The organism is Hydrogenophaga crassostreae (assembly GCF_001761385.1).
Taxonomy (GTDB): domain Bacteria; phylum Pseudomonadota; class Gammaproteobacteria; order Burkholderiales; family Burkholderiaceae_C; genus Hydrogenophaga; species Hydrogenophaga crassostreae.
On the sequence record NZ_CP017476.1, the window covers coordinates 492,349 to 511,690 of the forward strand.

17 protein-coding genes are annotated in these 19,342 nt (G+C 60.1%); 13 read left to right on the top strand and 4 right to left on the bottom strand.

The window, feature by feature from the left end:
- Positions 1-10: 10 nt before the first annotated feature.
- The 3 genes from leuS to holA are packed head-to-tail and all read left to right on the top strand — an operon-like array spanning position 11 to position 4,440.
- Complete coding sequence (leuS, locus tag LPB072_RS02430; RefSeq protein ID WP_066085060.1) at positions 11-2,773, top strand: leucine--tRNA ligase; 2,763 nt, start codon at positions 11-13, stop codon at positions 2,771-2,773.
- Between the two features lie 10 nt (positions 2,774-2,783).
- On the top strand, positions 2,784-3,374 hold the full coding sequence (locus LPB072_RS02435; RefSeq protein WP_231943399.1) for an LPS-assembly lipoprotein LptE: 591 nt from the start codon (positions 2,784-2,786) through the stop codon (positions 3,372-3,374).
- Between the two features lie 13 nt (positions 3,375-3,387).
- Positions 3,388-4,440, top strand: coding sequence for a DNA polymerase III subunit delta (gene holA / locus LPB072_RS02440; protein ID WP_066085063.1), 1,053 nt, complete (start codon positions 3,388-3,390; stop codon positions 4,438-4,440).
- Positions 4,441-4,455: 15 nt separating this feature from the next.
- On the opposite strand, the gene LPB072_RS02445 is transcribed toward holA, so the two are convergent.
- Both LPB072_RS02445 and LPB072_RS02450 read right to left on the bottom strand, forming a co-directional pair.
- Positions 4,456-4,836: a rhodanese-like domain-containing protein gene (locus tag LPB072_RS02445; RefSeq protein ID WP_066085066.1), complete on the bottom strand. Its 381-nt coding sequence runs from the start codon at positions 4,834-4,836 to the stop codon at positions 4,456-4,458.
- 51 nt (positions 4,837-4,887) lie between these two features.
- Positions 4,888-5,817 carry an MBL fold metallo-hydrolase gene (locus LPB072_RS02450; RefSeq protein ID WP_066085069.1) on the bottom strand — a complete coding sequence of 310 codons (930 nt, stop codon included), beginning with the start codon at positions 5,815-5,817 and terminating at the stop codon, positions 4,888-4,890.
- 334 nt (positions 5,818-6,151) lie between these two features.
- Between LPB072_RS02450 and LPB072_RS02455 the strand changes: the two genes are divergently transcribed.
- The 10 genes from LPB072_RS02455 to LPB072_RS02500 all read left to right on the top strand — a co-directional run bounded on the left by LPB072_RS02455 (position 6,152) and on the right by LPB072_RS02500 (position 17,984).
- On the top strand, positions 6,152-6,655 hold the full coding sequence (locus LPB072_RS02455; RefSeq protein WP_157559219.1) for a hypothetical protein: 504 nt from the start codon (positions 6,152-6,154) through the stop codon (positions 6,653-6,655).
- Entirely contained in the window at positions 6,652-8,379 is a 1,728-nt protein-coding gene (locus tag LPB072_RS02460; protein WP_066085074.1) for a phospholipase effector Tle1 domain-containing protein, read from the top strand. The genes LPB072_RS02455 and LPB072_RS02460 overlap by 4 nt, the downstream gene beginning before the upstream one ends.
- A 338-nt stretch (positions 8,380-8,717) precedes the next feature.
- Entirely contained in the window at positions 8,718-9,110 is a 393-nt protein-coding gene (locus tag LPB072_RS23325) for a hypothetical protein (RefSeq protein ID WP_157559220.1), read from the top strand.
- Between the two features lie 550 nt (positions 9,111-9,660).
- Positions 9,661-10,941: a glutamate-5-semialdehyde dehydrogenase gene (locus LPB072_RS02470; RefSeq protein ID WP_066085080.1), complete on the top strand. Its 1,281-nt coding sequence runs from the start codon at positions 9,661-9,663 to the stop codon at positions 10,939-10,941.
- A 187-nt stretch (positions 10,942-11,128) separates the two neighbouring features.
- Positions 11,129-12,421 (top strand): glutamate--cysteine ligase, encoded by a 1,293-nt coding sequence (gene gshA / locus LPB072_RS02475; protein WP_066085082.1) that lies wholly within the window; start codon positions 11,129-11,131, stop codon positions 12,419-12,421.
- A 295-nt stretch (positions 12,422-12,716) separates the two neighbouring features.
- Positions 12,717-14,594, top strand: a complete 1,878-nt coding sequence (locus LPB072_RS02480; RefSeq protein ID WP_066085084.1) for a potassium transporter Kup — start codon at positions 12,717-12,719, stop codon at positions 14,592-14,594.
- Between the two features lie 158 nt (positions 14,595-14,752).
- Positions 14,753-15,940 (top strand): benzoate/H(+) symporter BenE family transporter, encoded by a 1,188-nt coding sequence (locus LPB072_RS02485; protein WP_066085089.1) that lies wholly within the window; start codon positions 14,753-14,755, stop codon positions 15,938-15,940.
- Entirely contained in the window at positions 15,937-16,893 is a 957-nt protein-coding gene (gene gshB / locus LPB072_RS02490; protein ID WP_066085091.1) for a glutathione synthase, read from the top strand. Before LPB072_RS02485 ends, gshB begins: the two co-directional genes overlap by 4 nt.
- Positions 16,890-17,165 (top strand): VF530 family protein, encoded by a 276-nt coding sequence (locus LPB072_RS02495; RefSeq protein WP_066085094.1) that lies wholly within the window; start codon positions 16,890-16,892, stop codon positions 17,163-17,165. Before gshB ends, LPB072_RS02495 begins: the two co-directional genes overlap by 4 nt.
- Positions 17,166-17,411: 246 nt before the next feature.
- Entirely contained in the window at positions 17,412-17,984 is a 573-nt protein-coding gene (locus LPB072_RS02500; protein WP_066085097.1) for a hypothetical protein, read from the top strand.
- 77 nt (positions 17,985-18,061) lie between these two features.
- Here LPB072_RS02500 and LPB072_RS02505 read toward each other — a convergent pair whose 3' ends face one another.
- Both LPB072_RS02505 and LPB072_RS02510 read right to left on the bottom strand, forming a co-directional pair.
- A complete protein-coding gene (locus tag LPB072_RS02505) occupies positions 18,062-18,394 on the bottom strand; it encodes an SMR family transporter (protein WP_066085099.1) in 333 nt (110 codons plus the stop codon).
- Complete coding sequence (locus tag LPB072_RS02510; RefSeq protein WP_066085102.1) at positions 18,391-19,155, bottom strand: class II glutamine amidotransferase; 765 nt, start codon at positions 19,153-19,155, stop codon at positions 18,391-18,393. Before LPB072_RS02510 ends, LPB072_RS02505 begins: the two co-directional genes overlap by 4 nt.
- Positions 19,156-19,342 lie beyond the last annotated feature (187 nt).

Genomic DNA, 19,342 nt, shown 5'->3' on the forward strand with positions numbered 1-19,342 from the left:
GGTTTTCTTCATGCAATCCACTTACGCCCACAAGGATGTCGAGCGCGCCGCGCACGCCCACTGGAACGCCACCGACGCCTATCGCGTCACCGAAGATTCGGGCAAGAAGAAGTTCTACGCGTGCTCGATGCTGCCTTACCCCAGCGGCAAGCTGCACATGGGCCATGTGCGCAACTACACCATCAATGACATGCTCACGCGCTACTTGCGCATGAACGGCCACAACGTGTTGATGCCCATGGGCTGGGATGCGTTTGGCTTGCCAGCGGAAAACGCGGCGTTGAAAAATGGCGTGCCGCCTGCGAAGTGGACGCATGAAAACATCGCCTACATGAAGAAACAGATGCAGGCCATGGGGCTGGCTGTCGACTGGAGCCGCGAGATCGCCACCTGTGACCCCACGTACTACAAGTGGAACCAGTGGCTGTTCTTGCAGATGCTCAAGATGCCGGTCAAGGGGATAGACGGTCACCCACTGATGGACGAGCAAGGTGAACCAGTCACGGTTGCCTATCGCAAGACCCAGGTCGTGAACTGGGACCCGGTGGACCAGACGGTGCTGGCCAACGAGCAGGTGATCGACGGCAAAGGTTGGCGCACAGGCGCGGTGGTCGAGAAGCGCGAGATCCCGGGCTATTACCTGAACATCACGTCTTACGCGGAAGAGTTGCTCGAGCATGTGCAACTGGGCAACCCCAAAGCCACGCTCAATGGCTGGCCCGACAAGGTGCGTCTGATGCAGGAAAACTGGATTGGCAAGTCAGAAGGTGTGCGCTTCGCATTCCCGCACGAGATCAAGGACGCTTCCGGCGCTTTGATCGGCGACGGCAAGATGTACGTATTCACCACCCGAGCAGACACGATCATGGGCGTGACCTTCTGCGCCGTCGCGCCAGAGCACCCGCTGGCCATGCACGCGGCCGCCTCGAATCCCGAGCTGGTCGCCTTCATCGAAGAGTGCAAGAGTGGTGGTACCACCGAAGCCGAGCTGGCCACGCAGGAAAAGAAGGGCATGAAGACGGGTTTGACCGTGACCCACCCGCTCACCGGCGCCGCCGTGGACGTGTGGGTGGGCAACTACGTGTTGATGAGCTACGGCGATGGCGCGGTGATGGGTGTGCCGGCGCACGATGAGCGTGATTTTTCGTTCGCCTTGAAGTACGGGATCGAGATCAAGCAGGTGGTGGCGGTTGAAGGAGAGGCCTTCAGCCTCACCGAGTGGGCTGACTGGTATGGCGACAAGCAGCGCGGCGCTTGCGTGAATTCGGGGGCGTTGAACGGGTTGAACACCAAAGCTGCGGTCGACAAGGTTGCTGAGCTGATGGCAGCCAAAGATCTCGGTGAGAAAAAAACGACCTTCCGCCTGCGCGACTGGGGCGTGAGCCGCCAGCGTTACTGGGGCACACCGATCCCCATCATTCATTGCGATGAGCACGGCGCCGTGCCCGTGCCGGAAAAGGATCTGCCTGTGGTGCTGCCGCAGGACTGCATCCCTGACGGCTCAGGCAATCCGCTGAACAAGCATGAAGGATTCCATGCCGGCGTGGTGTGTCCGGTGTGCGGCAAAGCAGCGCGCCGTGAAACCGACACCATGGACACTTTCGTGGATTCGTCCTGGTACTTCATGCGCTATTGCGACCCCAGCAACAGCGAGAAAATGGTGGCCGATGGTGCGGACTACTGGATGCGCGATCAAGATGCCGCAATTGGCGGCAGCGGCATGGACCAGTACATCGGTGGCGTCGAACATGCCATCCTGCACCTGCTCTACGCCCGCTTCTGGACCAAGGTCATGCGCGATCTGGGGCTGGTGAAAATCGATGAACCCTTCACCAAGCTGCTCACTCAGGGCATGGTGCTGAACCACATTTATTCGCGCCGGACCGACAAAGGGGGCAAAGACTATTTCTGGCCAGCCGATGTGGAGCATGTGCTCGACGATGCGGGCAAGGTGGTCGGTGCGAAGTTGGTCAAAGCGGTGGGCGATCTGCCGGTCGGTACCGCCATCGATTACGAGGGCGTGGGCACCATGTCCAAGTCCAAGAACAATGGCGTTGATCCACAAGACCTGATCGAACGCTACGGGGCCGACACCGCGCGCCTGTACACCATGTTCACTGCGCCACCCGAAGCCACGCTGGAGTGGAACGACGCGGCGGTCGAGGGCAGTTACCGTTTCTTGCGCCGGGTCTGGGGCTTTGGCCACAAACTCTCGACCCAGAGCGGGTTGGGAGAAGCCGCCGCCAGCGTGTCAAAACAAACTTTGTCCAAGCCGGCCAAGGCTCTGCGACTGGAGATCCACACGGTGCTCAAGCAGGTGGACTACGACTACCAGCGCATGCAATACAACACGGTGGTGTCGGGTGCGATGAAAATGCTCAACGCCCTGGAAGATTTCAAGCCAGACGGATCCGCTGGCGATACCGCAGCCGTGGCGGAGTGCTTTGGCTTGCTGTTGCGGTGCATCTACCCCGCCACACCACACCTGGCTCACCAGCTCTGGCGCGATCTTGGCTATGCGCCGCAGTGGGGAGATCTTCTCGATGCGCCGTGGCCCCAGCCCGATGACGCGGCACTGAAGCGAGAAGAGCTTGAGCTGGTGTTACAAATCAATGGCAAATTGCGTGGCAGCATTACCGTGCCTGCCAGTGCCGACAAGGCTGCCATCGAGGCTGCAGCCCTGGCGAGTGAGGCATTTGTCAAGCAGGCTGACGGCGCCGCGCCCAAAAAGGTGATCGTTGTTCCGGGTCGTTTGGTCAACGTGGTGGTATAAAACTCGCGACATGAACGCACAATCCAACTCCCCGATTCGCCAGCCTTTGGCTGCCTACAGTGTCCGAGCTGCGTCAGCCATCGGAAGGCGCACGGCATTGCGCCGCGTCGCCGGGGTGGGCGCCATGGTTGCGCTGGCCAGTGCCCTGGCCGGGTGTGGTTTTGCCATGCGGCAGGCGCCAAATTTCGGGTTCACCACGGTGTATGTGACCCAAAACGTCACCAGTCCGGTCTCCAAGGCCTTGCAGCGCGAATTGGCAGCCTCTGGCATCCAGGTGGCTTCTATGCCACCAGTCGCAGGGAAAGCTGGGGCGGTCGTGCTCGGCGTCATCACGGATCAGCGCGAACGGGCTGTCGTGGGTCAGACCACCAGCGGTCAAGTGCGTGAACTGGAGTTGCGCTACCGGTTTCGCTTCAGCTTGAGCACGCCAGCGGGCAAATGGTTGATTGAGGACAACGAAATGTTGCTTGAGCGCGATATCAGCTTCAGCGAAACCGACGCCTTGGCCAAGTCCGCCGAAGAGCAACTGATGTTCAAGGATATGGAAAGCGATGTGGTGCAGCAAGTTATGCGCCGCCTGGCTTCGGTCACGTCGCTCTGATCGGTAAGTCGGCATGCAGGTAGCGGCTCAGCAGCTCGGCGGTCAGTTGCAACGCGGGCTGAGAAGCCTTTACACAGTGCATGGTGATGAACCGCTGCTGATTCAGGAGGCCGCGGATTCGATTCGCAGCGCGGCCAGAGCACAGGGCTACACCGAGCGCACGGTGCACACGGTGGCCGGGGCCCACTTTGACTGGAGCGAGGTGTTGGCCAGTGGTGGTTCACTGAGTTTGTTTGCCGACAAGCAAATCGTCGAGATCCGCATTCCGACCGGCAAGCCCGGCAAAGATGGCGCCCAAATCCTGCAGCAGATCGCCGCTAACGCACAAGACAACGACAGCGTGCTCACGCTGGTGCTCTTGCCGCGCCTTGATGGACAAACCACCAAAGGGGCCTGGTTCGGGGCCCTGGAAGGCTTTGGGGTCACGGTAAAGGTGGATCCTGTGGAGCGCCAGGCTTTGCCTCAATGGATTGCGTTGCGTTTGCAGCAGCAGGGCCAGCATGTGGTCAGCGGAGAAGAGGGCCAACGAACGCTGCAGTTTTTTGCCGACAGGGTCGAGGGCAACTTGCTGGCCGCATACCAGGAGATCCAGAAGCTGGGACTGCTCTTTCCTGCCGGAGAGCTGAGCTTTGATCAGGTTGAAGGTGCGGTGCTCAATGTGGCGCGGTACACGCCTTTCAAGCTGGCAGAGGCGGTGCTGTCTGGTCAGGTGGTGCGCACCCAGCGCATGCTCGATGGCTTGCAGGCAGTGGGAGAACCCGCTGTGCTGGTGCATTGGGCCTTGTCAGAGGATATTCGAACCTTGCACCGGGTGCGCCTCGCCATCGACGCCGGGCGGCCTTTGCCCATGGCCTTGCGCGAAAACCGTGTGTGGGGACTCAAAGAAAAACTGATGGAGCGCGTGGTGCCGGTGCTCAGCAGCGCCGTGCTGGGCAAATGGCTTGACGATGCCCACACGGTGGACGGCATCGTCAAGGGGCTGAAGGCACCAGGCTGGCCGGGCGATGCATGGGGCGCCTTGCAGCAGATGGCCATGCGCGTGGCGCTGGCCTGCGGCCCTCGCTGAGCGCGGTTTCGTTGCTCAGCCGAAACTGGGCAACTGGGGTTTGTCGATCTGTTTGCCCGCCGCCACCCAGGCGTCGAAGCCGCCAGCGATCGAGGTCACGTTGAGGTAGCCCATTTCTTTCATGGCCGCAGCAGCCAGCGCGGCACGGCCACTGGTTTTGCAATACAACACCACTTTGATATCGCGTGCGGCGAGCGCAGGCGTACCGCTGAGCTTGAACTCGAGCATGCCACGCGAGGCATGAATGGCGCCGGGCAGGTGGCCGGCGCCAAATTCACTCTCTTCGCGCACATCGATGAGCACATCGGCGTTCCGGATGGCGGCTTCTGCTTCCGTGACGGGAATTTCAGTCACTTGGGCTTTGGCTGCGGTGACGAGATCGAGAGCGTTTTTCATGGTGTGTCCTGTTTCGGTTGAAGGCTGGGTTGTTAGGGAAGGGTTGGGTGCTTATTCGCGCTCAAGCTCCAGATAGGTTCGACTGGCGTTGCCCGGGTGCAGATCGGCGGCGTTGAGCAAATGCATAAACGGTTTTGCATCAAACGATTGAACCGCCTCGCTGATATTGGCCATGTCCCGAACCGCGATTTTCATATGGGTGCGCAAGGCTTGCAAATAGCGCTCTGTATCCGCTTCCATTTTGGACAGATCGCCCACGCGGCCATGGCCGGGCACGATGCGGGCCGGCTTCAGCGCGCGAATGGCTTGCAGGCTGTCCATCCAGCGACCGGTGTGGCTGAACGGAAAAATGCCCAGCAAGCGGTCCAGGTAGACCACATCGCCACTGAACAGCACGCCTTGCTCGGGCAACCAGACGACAATGTCGCCTGGGGTGTGTGCGCCGCCTCGGTACTTGATTTCCACCTTCGTTCCACCCAGATTCAGGGATTCATCGGGTCTTTTGAACCACTGGGTGGGCAGCGTTGGCTGGGTGCCGTCGAGCTTTTCTTTCAACAGGGGCTTGAGCGCGGCCAACTGCAGGCCACCGCGTGCTTGCATGTCGGCTTTGGCGTCCTCGTGAGCCATCACCACCGCGCCCTGGTCAATGAAGTAACCGTTGCCCAGCCACCGGTGATCCTGGCCGCCGGTGTTGATGACCCACTTGATCGGCTGGCTGGTCACCTTCCTGGCGGCAGCAGCAATTTGGCGTGCACCCTGGAAGCTGGCGCCGCTGTCGATCAACAGCGCGCCGTCTGTGGTGACCACCAAACCGATGTTGTTGTTGAGCCCTTCATTTTGGTCGCTGCGTTGGCCGGTATCGCCGATACAAGCAAAGACGCCAGGTGCCACCGGTTCAAAGTTAATGTCTGCTGCATGACCCCAGCTGGAGAACAGCGCTGCGCCAGAGATGATCAGGGTTTTGAGAAGAGTCTGGGTCATCGAGCGTCGGGTGCAGGGGGTGGGGTGACTGGGCGGGTTCAGGTTGTATGGAACTCTACACCCCACAGTATTTTGGGAGAAATTCTGATGCCATGCCACCGAAGGTCAATCGCTGCAGGCCCAGCTGATGAGGACAAAAATGGGTGAGCCCGACAAGAGGTGTCCACATGCTAGCCCTGGCTGTGATGTAGTTACAAAGTGGTGATTTGTACAAAAAATCCGCACCACCGGTTTAGACTCAAGTCTGCCCCTCCCCGACCAATGCCGCGCCATGCCTTCACCTCTGAATCACGTCTTTTTCCGCTGGCTTTTTGCTGTGCTGCTGACCTGCCTTATGACCACATCCTTGACCGCTTGCGCCAAAGAAGACCGCGTGGTGTTCCACAGCTTCCAATACGACCTGACCACCGACAGTCCTGGCGTGGACTTGCTGGCTTTTGAGTATGGAGACGCCAAGAACGAAGTCGGCGTGAGAAACGAGGTGAAGCCCGGCGAGACCACCTTAGGCACCCGAAGCAGTACAGCCGGCAAGATGCCGTTGGCTGATTTTTTGTATGTGAAGTGGCGCGACCAAGCCACGCAGAAGGTTTACGAAGACCGGGTGGACCTAAAGAGTCGGCTGCCTTCGCCCAAGGATATGCACGCCACCAAGGTGTATTTTCTAATCGATGAGAACAAGTTGTATGTTTATCTGATCCCTCAGCAAAACGCTGAAGGTACGCTGAACCGCCGACCTGCAAACAAGCAACCCAACGGACCAGGCGGTTACGACTATCTAGACGTCAAAACCTTGTACCCCGACAACGACCCTCCCAAGGTCAGAGGCGGTGTCAAATGACCGAGATCGTCAAACGGCTGAGTCCGGCAGAGACGGCTGCCATGTCACTTCAGGCCGACAAGATTGCGGCCACGCCATCGCCCCATGTGGACACAATGAGTGGCAAACAACTCGTGTTCGTGGCGCATTTCGACGGCACCAACAACGACAAAGACAACGTCAAGCTCTCGGGCAGCGCCCAGTGGACCAACGTTGCTCAGCTTTCTAAGCAAATGGAGGTTGAGAGCAAGCGAAACGAGAATTTTTCCTCTAACTACTACAGAGGCGTCGGCACCGACCCAGGCCTTGAAGGCACGCTCGAAGCCTCGATTCGCCCCAGTGGTGACATGCGGGAAACCGCGCTGCTTGCCTACACCGACTTCCAAAAACAAGCCACCGACTGGCTGAAACAACACCCTGACGCCAACTCCACCGAATCCCTCAAAGTTTTGGCCACCGGCTTCAGCCGGGGCGCGGGCACCGCCGCCGTGTTCAGCCAGATGCTGCACGAGCGTGGCCTCACCGACCCGGCCACAGGCATGGTCATCGTTCCGCCGGGCCAGTTGGGCTTGGCTGGGGCCATGGTGTTTGACCCGGTGACCACCGGCTTTGACCGCAACTCGGCCTTTTCGCCCGAATCCAAAAGTATCACCGTGGTGCAGGCGAAGAACGAGTACCGCGTGCCGTTCAAAGGTGTGGACCACAGCGGCCACCCCGGGGCTAGTGTGGTTCCGGTCACTGGCAACCATTGCGACATTGGCGGCGGTTATGACAACGGCATCGCTGCGCGGGTGCTGGAATCGTCCACCGCCTGGATGAAAAAATCCGGCTTGCCTATTGCTGAAGTACCGCCCGAGCGGCGCTTTGACGGCAGCGCCGCGGTTCACCACGAGCGCGATCTGCCCAAAACCGCCGAGGCCGCGCAGGCCTCGCGCTCAACATGGGCGAGAGCCATTTTCCCGATCGGTAGCCGCTTGGTGGAAGGGGCCGCCAGCGTGGCTGATTACCCCGTCACCCACGATCCCAAAAACGGCCTGAACCAGCCGCGCCAGCTCACCCAGAGCGCAAGCGAAGAAACCCGGCTGGCCAGTGGCTGGAGGCGTTTCGAGGCCGCCGAGGCCACGGTGTGGCGCAAAGACTTCCCCAGCCCCGGGGGCGGCATGGTCAAAGCCAGCCTGGTGGAGCCCTACCTGAAGCCCGGCATGAACCAGCGGCCACTGTCCATGCAGCTACAAAGCGTGCGGTCCGATGGCAGCACCACGCAGCACCCGGCCGTCAAAGCCGATGGACAAGACCCGGGGGCCACCATGCGCACGCTGGACCAAAGGCTGGGCACTGGGCGCAGACAGGCGGAGGGCGCGCAGTCACCAGCACCGATGCAGTCATCATCGGCATCAAACCAAACACTCCTGCATCCCGCCCTGCAATCGCTGCAGGTTCAGCTCACACAGCGGGGCTACACGCCCGAGCAAGCCAACAAGATCAGCGCCTATGCCCAAAGTGGCCTCAACCCTTTGGACGCCGCGCAACTCAAGCAGGCCGCTTTGAGCAATGACGGCCAAAGCCTGGCGCTGGTGTTTCGCGACCCGCCGTACAAGGGCATAGCCATTCAAGACGCGCTGACCAGCCAAGCGCTGCAAAGCCCGGCGGCCAATGCCCCCTTCATGGAGCTGGCAACCCAGCAGCAATCTCAACATCAACAGCAGGTTGACGCGCCGGTGCTGGCGCAGGCGCGTTCGCGTTAGGTGCCGAGGTTGCCGGTGGGGCTCATGGGCAAAGGGCGTTTGCACAGTAAAAGGCGTTGAGCAGATGTGCCGTAAGAGATTCGCGTCACCTTGCGCAATCTCTTCATCCACGTCTCCTCGTATCGGCCCCGGCACCTGTTGCGCTGGCGCCGCATGAGGTCAAATTGATGCTATGTGTAACAATAAAGTACACGAAAATCAACCGAAACGGCGCACTTCAGCGTTAATATTTGCTCCCGAATGTTTGTCACCAGCCAGGCCAACAAGACCTTTGTGACATCGATCCAGCAAAGTCCGCAGATGTTCCGCCACCGCTACCTTTCAATAAAGGACATTCTATGGACCGCAAACCCCGATTCCCAGTATTTCAGCAACGCCATCAAGAAAACCCTATGCACCGTCGACAATTTGCCAGCTTGGCGCTGAGCGGCGTTGCGACGATGGCGCTCAGCGCTTGCGGCGGTGGAAGCAGCAACTCATCTAATGGCGACTTGGATTTGCGAGCAGCCTATGACCGCATCACCGAAGGAATGAACCATGCGGATGTGGATCGCGCAGTAGGGGCGCCTTCTAAAGATCTTAATGAAACAACCCGGCGCTGGGAATCTGGCAATCAGTCGTTAAGGGTAAGTTTTGTCAAGCTAAATAGTGGATTTTGGGTAGCCGGTGCAGTGCAGTGGAGCATACGTTCCGGTGGTGAATTGACAAAGTCATTTAGTATCGATTTCTAAATATGAAAACAAACTTTGCCGTAGCGATCATTTTCCTATTCGTATCCCATGCCGCCCACGCGCAGTGGGCGGTATTGGACGGAAAGGTGAGGCTGGCTATCGCAACGTACGATCAAGAACCATCGATCCCCTAAAAAATTTGGAAGATCCCATCGCGTTTGAAAAACTCGATGTTGACTATTTCTAATTAGCTTAATTGACTGATGCAGACAAGAAAAAATACATTGGAACGGTCGAGAATTGCGGTGATGTGAGCCTCAATAAAGCCCAATCAGGGTATTTTACCGCTCAGAGCAATGGTGTTTGATTGGTAGGTGCCGTTCAGATGAATACAACTGGATGTGGGGAACCAATTAAGAAATTTGATTTATCCTAACCATGCAAGCGCGCTCGCGTTAGCTGGCTGAAGGGCTCAGCCCCCCTTATTGCCAGACTTCGAGCACAGAGCAAACGCCCGAAGGCTGGGCTGGCAGCGGAACCAGGCCTGCGAAGCGCCGAACACTCCGCAATGGCTTTCCAGCGCAGCCACATAAGCTGCGAAAATGGCGCCATGAATGCGACCAACACCACCGAATTGATGAACACCCTGGGCGCCCAGGCCAAGCAGGCTTCGGTCCAGATGGCGCAGGCCAGCGCCGCGACGAAAGCGCACGCGCTGCGTTCCCTGGCCACTTTGCTGCGCGCCAGTGCCGAAGACCTGCAGATAGAGAACGCCAAGGACCTGGAGCGCGCCCGCGCCGCCGGGCTGGCCGAACCCATGGTGGACCGTCTCAAGCTCACCCCCAAGGTGATTGAAACTTGCGCCGAAGGCTGCGAGCAGCTCGCGGCGATGAACGACATCATCGGCGAGATCACCGGCATGCGGCAGATGCCCAGCGGTATTCGCGTGGGCCAGATGCGGGTGCCCATCGGGGTGTTTGGCATGATTTACGAGAGCCGCCCGAATGTGACCATCGAAGCGGCCTCCCTGTCGATCAAGAGCGGCAACGCAGCGATTTTGCGTGGGGGCTCCGAGGCCATCGATTCCAATCGCGCCCTGATCAACCTGGTGCATCAGGCGCTCAACAGCGCCGGCTTGCCGATGGAGGGGGTGCAGTTGGTGCCGACCACCGACCGCGCTGCCGTGGGCCAGCTGATCACCATGCCGCAGTATGTGGATGTGATTATTCCGCGTGGTGGCAAGGGGTTGATTGAGCGCATCAGCGCCGAGGCCAAGGTGCCCGTCATCAAGCACCTGGATGGCAATTGCCACACCTATGTGGACGACCCTTGTGACATCGCGATGGCGGTCAAAGTGTCCGACAACGCCAAAACGCACAAATACAGCCCCTGCAACGCGACAGAGAGCTTGCTGGTGGCGCGCGCGGTGGCAAACGATTTTTTGCCCCAGATTGGAGCGTTGTTCGCGGGTAAAGGCGTGGAAATGCGCTGCTGTCCTGAAGCCAAGCGCATCTTGACGGGCCTGACCGGTGCGATGCTGAAAGATGCCACCGAGGCCGACTGGAGCGAGGAATACCTGGCTGCAGTGATCAGCATCAAGGTGGTCGACGGCTTGGACGAAGCCATTGCGCATATCAACCGCTACAGCAGCCACCACACCGACGCCATCCTCACCCGCGACCACATGCACGCCCAGCGATTCCTGCGTGAGGTTGATTCGGCGAGCGTCATGGTGAATGCGAGCACCCGCTTCGCGGATGGATTTGAATACGGCCTGGGTGCCGAAATTGGCATCTCAACCGACAAGTTCCACGCCCGTGGGCCGGTGGGCGTGGAAGGTCTTACTTCGCTTAAGTACGTGGTGCTGGGCGAGGGCGAAGTTCGCACCTGAGCGGCCTTGCATGCGCGACTTTTGGCCCCATTTCTGAAAAGCGCTACGCTTACACAACAATTCAACCGATCCACCCCGCGCGCCGCAGACGAACCGAGGTCAGCGTGGCTCCGGCTCAGCCGGTCCACAGCTGACGCCCCCCAGTGGGGGGTGACGCCGCAGGCGGCGCGGGGGGCGTCCAAATCTTATGGTTCCCCACCTTGTTACCGCCCTGACCGGCCCAATCAACGAGCTCGAACAGCGCATTCTTGAGTCCACGCCCGTGATCGAGCGCTGGTTCCGCCTGGAGTGGATGGAGCACACGCCACCGTTCTACTCTTCGGTGGACGTTCGCAACGCGGGTTTCAAGCTCGCGCCGGTGGATACCAACCTGTATCCCGGCGGGTGGAACCACCTGACGCCCGAGATGATGCCCCTGGCCGTGCAAGCGGCCATGGCGGCGATCGAGAAAATCTGCCCAGAGGCGAAAAACCTCCTGCTCATCCCCGAGAACAGCACCGACACGTTTTACCTGAGCAATTTGCTGCAGTTGCAGCGCATTTTTTACCAGGCCGGCCTCAACGTGCGTCTGGGATCGTTGTCCAAAGATGTCACAAGTTCCACCACCATCGATCTGCCGGGCGGCGAATCGGTGATCCTGGAGCCTTTGGTGCGCAGCAAGCGCCGCCTGGGCTTGAAGCACTTTGACCCCTGCACCATCTTGCTCAACAACGATCTGAGCGCGGGTGTGCCAGGCATGCTGGAGGACCTGCACGAGCAGTACCTCCTGCCCCCGCTGCACGCCGGCTGGGCCACGCGCCGCAAGAGCAACCACTTCAAGGCCTACGAAGAAGTGTCCAAGCGTTTTGGCAAGCTGCTGGGTATGGACCACTGGCTGATCAACCCCATGTTCAACCAGTGCGGCGAGGTGGACTTCAGCCAGGACAGCGGTCTGGAATGCCTGCGTTCCAACACCGACGCTTTGCTCGGCAAGGTTCGGCGCAAGTACAAGGAATACGGCATCAACGAAAAGCCGTTTGTGGTCATCAAGGCCGACAACGGCACCGATGGCATGGGTGTGATGACGGTGCGCGATGTCAAGGAACTTGATGCGCTCACCCCCATGGTGCGCGAGCGCATGGCCCAGGCGAAGGCGGGCAAGGTGGTGAGCGAGGTCATCATTCAGGAAGGGGTGTTGACCAATGAACGCATCAACCGCGCCGTGGCCGAACCTGTGGTCTACATGATGGACCGGTACGTGGTGGGTGGTTTTTACCGGGTGCACGCCGAGCGCGGTGTCGATGAAAACCTCAGTGGCCCCGGCTCCAGTTTTGTGCCACTGGCGTTTGAGCAGAGCTCGCAAATGCCCCAGCCGGGCATGAAGCCGGGGGCCAGCGTGCCCAACCGCTTCTACATGTACGGCGTGATCGGTCGCCTGGCCATGCTGGCCGCCAGCTACGAACTGGAAGCGACCGACCCGGACGCCGAACAATACGACTGATTTCCCCACCCCTGTGACGACCCGATGCTCGGGTCGTCACCCCCTCACGGGGGCGGCGCTGGTCGTCTGGCAAAGCCAGCCCGCCAGTGCCCTGGATTAAGACATCTTGGGTCGGAGAAGCGTTTGACCGGCACGCGGGGGAGTTCTTCCAGGGCGCCGCGGAACCGGCTTTGCCGGGCCGCCAGTGCCGACCCCTGGGGGTGACGGCGAAAGCCGGCGCACGGGGGGCGAATTGAGCGCAGAATCGGCCTCTTTGGAACTTTTGAACCCTGTGCCGTGAGGCTGGGGCGCTCGTGTGTCGGCATCTTCGTCAAAAAAAACCTCGCTTGCGACCCTCACGCTTGGTGCCATCGGGGTCGTCTATGGTGATATCGGCACCAGCGTTCTGTACGCCATCAAGGAGATTTTCGGATCAGGGCATGTGCCGTTCACCCATGCCAATGTGTATGGCGTGCTGTCGATTGTTTTCTGGACGCTGACTGTCATCGTTTCGTTGAAGTACGTGGTGCTGGTGCTGCGGGCGGACAACGAGGGGGAAGGGGGGCTGATCGCGATGTTGGCGCTGGCTTCCGAGGCAGTGAAAGACAAACCCGAGCTTCGGCGGGTGTTGCTGGTGATCGGTATTTTCGGAACCGCCCTGTTCTATGGCGATGGGGTGATCACGCCAGCCATCTCGGTGCTTTCGGCTGTTGAGGGTCTGGAGGTGGTGTCGCCCGGTCTGCACCGTTTTGTGGTGCCCATCACGCTGCTGGTGCTGTTCGTGTTGTTCGCCGTTCAGAAACGCGGCACCGGAGGCATCGGCAAATTCTTTGGCCCCATCACCCTGGTGTGGTTTGTCTCGATCGCGGCGCTGGGGTTGTCGCACATCGTGGGACACCCGGAAATCCTGGGTGCGCTGAACCCGCTTCATGCCCTGCGCTTCATGTGGACGCAGCCGGGTGTGACCTTCATCATTCTGGGGGCCGTGGTGCTGTGTGTCACCGGTGGCGAAGCGCTTTACGCCGACCTCGGCCACTTTGGCAAAAAACCGATTCGACTGGCCTGGTTTTCCATCGTCATGCCCTGCCTGACGTTGAACTACTTTGGCCAGGGCGCCTTGTTGCTGGCCGACCCGGAAGCCGTCAAAAACCCCTTCTTCAACATGGCGCCCGAATGGGCTGTGGTGCCATTGGTTGGGCTGGCGACCATGGCCACGGTCATCGCATCTCAAGCGCTCATCACCGGGGCCTTCAGCGTCACCAAACAGGCCATTCAGCTCGGGTATTTGCCGCGCCTGCAGCTGCGCCACACCAGCGTGCGTGACACCGGTCAGATTTACCTGCCGCTGGTGAACTGGGGGTTGTTTGTCGCCATCGTGTTCGCGGTGGTGATGTTCAAATCGTCCACCAACCTGGCGGCAGCCTATGGGATAGCGGTCACGCTGGACATGTTGATCACCACCGTGCTCACATTCTTCGTGTTGCGCTTCGGCTGGAAATACCCGTTGTGGCTGTGCCTGACGGCCACCAGCGTCTTCTTCGTGGTGGACCTGGCCTTCTTCAGCTCCAATTTGCTCAAGCTGTTCGCGGGCGGCTGGTTTCCGTTGATGATCGGAGGTGTGGTGTTCACCTTGATGATGACCTGGAAGCAGGGCCGCAACCTGATGGCCAAGGCGCAAAAGGCCGACGCTCTGGAGCTGGGCAACTTCATGTCTTCGGTGTTCATGGCCCCACCGGTTCGCGTGGCGGGCACCGCCGTTTTCCTGACCGCCGAGACCGGTGTGGTGCCCAATGCCTTGTTGCACAACCTCAAACACAACAAGGTGCTGCACGAGCAAAACCTGTTTGTCACGGTGCGCAACCAGCCCGTACCCTGGATCGGGCTGGACAAAAGGGTGGCGATGGAGCCGCTGGGTCACGACTGCTGGCAGGTGGTGGTCAACTACGGCTTCAAGAACGATCCGGACCTTCCCAAGGCATTGGCAGCGATGCGAGGGCGTGGTTGCGATCTGGACCCCATGCTGACGAGCTACTTTCTGTCGCGCGATCTGGTGGTGCCAACCCTCGAAAGTGGCATGGCGCCCTGGCGTGAAAAGCTGTTTGCGCAAATGCACCACAACGCGGGCGCTGCGGCCGAGTTTCTCAATTTGCCCAGTAACGCAGTGATCGAACTGGGCTCCAAAGTCGAGATTTAGATCTCCCTGCACCGGCTTCGCCGTCACCCCCCCCCAAAGGCGCCGCGCTGGCTGCCTGTCCGAGCCAGATCCGCAGGGCCCTGGGTTCAACGGCCTTTGCACGGCTTCACTTGTTCGCTGGCCAAGTGGGTTCTGCTGCTTGACGGCACAATCGCTCGATGTCCTTTTTTCGCGATCTCAGTCTGTCGGCCACCACCGCTGGTTTTGTCGCGGTGTTGGTGGGCTTCACCAGTTCGGTGGCGATTGTGTTTCAGGCGGCGCTGGCGTTTGGGGCCACGCCTGAACTGGTCACCTCGTGGATGTGGGCGTTGGGCCTGGGCATGGGGTTGTGTTCGGCGATTCCTTCGCTGATTCTCAGGCAGCCTGTGATGGTGGCGTGGAGCACGCCGGGCGCGGCCGTGCTTGCCACGGCCGGTCTCTCAGGTGGCTTCACGATGGCGCAGGCGGTGGGCGCATTCATGGTTTGTGCCGGCATGATCACGCTGGTCGGCGTCACCGGCTGGTTTGAGCGGATGATGAACCGCATCCCGGTGGCACTGGCCTCGGCGTTGTTGGCCGGCGTGCTGGCCCGCTTCGGGTTGCAAGCCTTTGAGGCCGCGCAAACGGCTCTGCCTTTGGTGGGCGGCATGTTGCTGGCCTATCTGGTCGGACGGCGCACTTTCCCTCGTTATGCCGTTCCGCTCACCTTGGTGGTGGGTGTGTTGATGGTGGTGCTCGATGGCCAGTTCAAGCAAGGCACGGTGGCGCTGGACTTGGCGCGCCCGGTGTTCACCACGCCCGAGTTCAGTCTGTCGGCGATGGTAAGCCTGGCCTTGCCGCTGTTTGTGGTGACCATGGCTTCACAAAACCTGCCGGGCGTGGCGGCAATCCGGGCGGCAGGCTACAACATGCCCATCTCGAAAATCATCACCATGACCGGTGTGGCCACTTTGGTCTTGGCGCCTTTTGGTGGCTTCGCGCTCAACCTCAGCGCCATCACTGCGGCCATCTGCATGGGCGAAGAGGCCCACCCGGATCGTGAAAAGCGCTACACGGCCGCGGTGGCCTGCGGTGCTTTGTATGTGGTGATCGGCCTGTTTGGGGCGGCGGTCACGGGTTTGTTGCTGGCGTTTCCGCGCGAGCTGGTGATGGCGATTGCCGGCATCGCTTTGCTCGGCAGCATTGGCGGGGGTTTGCATACCGCCCTGAAGGAAGATGCCCACAGGGAAGCCGCACTCATCACCTTTCTGGTCACGCTGAGTGGCGTGACAATCGCCGGCATAGGTTCGGCTTTTTGGGGCGTGGTGGCCGGTGCCATTGCCCTGTTTGTGCAACAGGTTCGCCGCCATAAGACAATCGCTCCATGAACATCCTTTTTGTTGCCGATCCCATTGAGTCCTTCAAGATCTACAAGGACACCACATTTGCCATGATGCGTGAGCTGCAAAAGCGCGGCCATCAGGTGTGCAGCACCGAGCCGCGCTTCATGAGCTGGCGCAGTGGCCAGCCCGTGACGGCTCAGGTTCGCCATTTGCAGCTCACCGGCCATGCCGACGACTGGTACACCGTGCCCAGCGAGGTGTTGGCGCCGGTGCACAGCTTTGATGCCGTGCTCATGAGGAAAGACCCACCCTTTGACAGCGAGTATTTCTACGCGACCCACCTCCTGGAGCAGGCCGAGCGAGAGGGTGCTCGGGTGTTCAACAGCCCACGCGCCTTGCGCGACCATCCCGAAAAGCTGTCGCTGATGGAATTTGCCGAATATGCACCACCCACGGTGGTCACCCGCAATGGCAATGAGCTTCGTGCCTTTCACGCCGAACACCACGACATCATCCTGAAACCGCTGGATGGCATGGGCGGGACCGGTATCTTCCGCGTCGGGCAAGACGGCATGAACCTCGGTTCGATTGTTGAAACCCTGAACCAGGGCGGCGCCACCAGCGTGATGGCGCAGCGCTACCTGCCGGAAATTCTGGCGGGTGACAAGCGCCTGTTGTTGATTGGCGGGAAGGTCGCGCCATTTGTATTGGCGCGCATTCCACAGGGGGGAGAGGTGCGCGGCAACCTGGCCGCAGGCGGCAAGGGCGTGGCGCAGCCGCTGAGCGATGAAAACCGCCTGGTGGCCGAGGCCATTGCGCCCAAGCTGGCTGCAAGGGGCTTGCTGCTGGTTGGGCTGGACATGATCGGCAACCAAGTGACCGAGATCAACGTCACCAGCCCCACCTGTTTTCAGGAGATTTTTGACCAGAGCGGGTTCGATGTGGCGGCCATGTTCGTGGATGCCCTGGAAGTGGCCATGGGCGGCACACCCGCATGAGCGAATCCCCGCCTACTCCGCCGGGCGCTGCGCCTGAACAGCAGCCCCGCAATCCTTTGCATGGCGTGACGCTGGAAGCCATGGTGACGGCTTTGGCCGATCACTACGGTTGGGCCGGACTGGGCGAGCGCATTCCAGTGCGCTGCTTCAATGTGGACCCCAGTGTGGGTTCCAGCTTGCGGTTTCTCCGAAAAACGCCTTGGGCAAGGGAAAAGGTAGAGGGGCTCTACCTTTTTATGTTGCGTGATATCCGGCGGTCGGGCGGACGCTGAAACGCAACACGCGTTGCTCTGGATCGGTTTCCTGCCTGTCGGTGGCGTGTGTTTCTCCGCGCATTTGAATTTTGATGTTGCAAAATAGCAACGTTAAATAGGCAAATGGCGGTCACCTTTTGGCCAATTTGTAGTCTATAAGGTTTATTCAGGCCGGTGTAAGCGTAATTCCGGGTGGCGGTTTGGACTGGGCGCCTTTACAAAGGCTGTTCGTCAATTTGTAAGCTGCCCTTCAACGCTTTGCCCATGTCTGATATGCCGGATTTGACCCTGGCGGTGTTTGCCAAAACACCGCTCGGGCAACAGGAAATCCAGTCCCGCTCCATGGGGCTGGCACCACTGGTGCGCCGCATTCTGGTTTTGATCGATGGCAAGCGCGGGTTCCCCGACCTGGCCGCGCTGTTGCCTGAGGGCAGCGACGCGGGGAAGATATTGCAAGAACTATTGGCCCATGGCTGCGTACAAGTCATGTCGCAGTTGAAAACGGCGCCGGTGAGTGTTTCGCAGGAGGCGCCTGTTGCCAGCACAGCGCAAGCTCCGGCCGCCACCAGTGGCACCAGCCACTCGCGTAGTGGCCTGCCGCCGGCCAGCTCACGCTCACCCAAAGACAACGAAATGGCGCGCAATTTCATGATCAATTCGATCAACGCCATCATTGGGCAGAACATGCGCATTTCGCTGATTCACGATATCTTTCACTCAGATACCACCGAGAAGCTGCGAGAGGTGTACGAGGCTTGGGAGAGCAGCCTCGCCAATACCGGCATGGGCGCCAAGCGCCTCCCTGAGTTGCGCGACAAGTTGTTCAAGGTGCTGTGAGACGGCTGCAGGGGCGCTGCCGGTACGAAGGCCGCCACAGCTGAAATCGCTGCTCGAATGCGGGCCGGGACACCGTGTCAGTGCACCGTGGAACTCGAAAACAGGTTCAGCACAACCACGCCGGCAACGATCAGACCCATGCCGACCATGCCGGCAAAGTCAATGCGTTGACCATGAACCACCCAGGCCACCAGCGTGATCAGGACAACGCCCAGACCCGACCAGATCGCATAGGCCACACCCACAGGGATGGTCGCAAGCACCCGGGACAGCAGGTAGATCGCCAAGCCATAGCCCAGAACGACCACCAGCGAAGGGACCGCCCGCGTGAAGCCTTCGCTCGATTTGAGAGCGCTGGTGGCCACCACCTCCGCGGCGATGGCCAGGCTCAAAGTGACCCAGGCGTTCATGGCAGGGGCGTGCCGTCAACAAAGACGATGAGCTGCCCGGGCTCGAATGCGGTCCATTGCTCGTTTGAGGTCAGTGGCGTGGTGACGACCACGGCCACACGGTCGCCGGGCTGGTTCAGGTCAGCGAAATTGACAGTCCAGTCACGGTCCATCAGGGTGGCCTGTGCAAACGGGTGCTGTCGAATCAGGTAGTGCAGCTTGGTGGTGCAGTGGGCCCACAGGGCCTCGCCGTTGGAGAGCAGGAAGTTGAAGGTGCCGAACTGGCTGATCTGGGGCACCAATTCTCGCAAGGTGATGGTGAGCTCCTCGATGCTGGGCAAGGCCGCGTGGGATTTGGCCAGCTCTTGCATCAGCCAGCAAAACGCCTGCTCACTGTCGGAGGTGCCGACGGGACGGAAGTGGCTGTGCAAATAGGGTTCGTAGCCGTGCAGGTCGCCATTGTGGGCGAATACCCAGTGGCGGCCCCACAGCTCGCGGGTGAACGGGTGGGTGTTTTGCAGGCTGACCTCGCCGTAGGTCGCTTTGCGCACGTGGGCAATGATGTTCTTGCTCTTGAGCGGGTAATGCTGCAAAAAATCGGCGATGGGTGATACGGCGGCACTCAGCGGGTCGACAAACAAGCGCAGGCCTTTGCCCTCAAAAAACGCAATGCCCCAGCCGTCGGCGTGGTGGTCGGTGCCGCCGCCACGCTGGCAAAAGCCAGTGAAGCTGAAAGAGGCATCGGTGGGAGTGGCGCAGTTGAGACCGAGGAGTTGGCACATGGGCTTATTGTGCGCTCCATGCGGCCTGCTTTAGACAGCGCGCTTGGCTGAGTCGGTGATGGCCTCCACAGCGGGCAGGGCAGCGGCTGATGCAGGGTGTTCGCGTCCGGCCTTGCTCTGGGGTTGCGAAACATGCAGCAGGTGGCTTGCTGCCCGTTGTATTTTTGAGATGGTGATTGCGTGAGCA